The sequence below is a fragment of the Glycomyces halotolerans genome, from assembly GCF_054779575.1.
The window spans coordinates 1-570 of sequence record NZ_BAAGXZ010000071.1 but is presented as its reverse complement, the minus strand read 5'-3'; the positions used below and the strand labels follow the sequence as shown (position 1 = coordinate 570).

Genomic DNA, 570 nt, shown 5'->3' with positions numbered 1-570 from the left:
GATTCGCTGGGCGATGGCGATAAAATCCATAGGCAACGAGTAGCAGCCCCAGCCCGAGCGCGGCCAGATAGGGTTTCAAGCCATCTGCACGCTCAGCCATCGCTCCCTGCAAGCTGAATTTGGGTTTTAGGTCCGTATCAAGCACGCCCCAATACCCCCCGACCGTGCCCTCCAGCTCACGCTTCCAAGGCTGATCCACGGCTTCAATCACGTTATATTGCCATTGACTCTGCTTGGCGGCCTGCAAAAAACCACGCATATATTTGGCTTGATTGATCGCGCTCGGCTTGGCCCAGAAGCGTTGGCGACCTTGCGATGGCCAGCCGGTTTCACCAATCAAAATAGGTTTTTTAAAGACTGTACCCAAATGTCCCATCACCGAGGCGGTATGGGCAACCGCCTGATCAATGGCAACCGGCTTATCTTCCCAATAGGGCAGAATATGCACGGTGACGAAGTCCACGTCCTGCTCTAAAGTAGGATGCTTGAGCCAAAACTCCCACACATCGGCATAGGTGACTGGCACCTTGGTATTGGCTTTCACCCATTGCAGGTAGCCATGCATCTTGG

Annotated in this window: 1 pseudogene; it reads right to left on the bottom strand. The window is 54.0% G+C overall.

Annotated features, from left to right (window positions below):
• Positions 1-570: pseudogene (locus tag ACYVL2_RS20085) on the bottom strand (hypothetical protein); the annotation flags it as partial.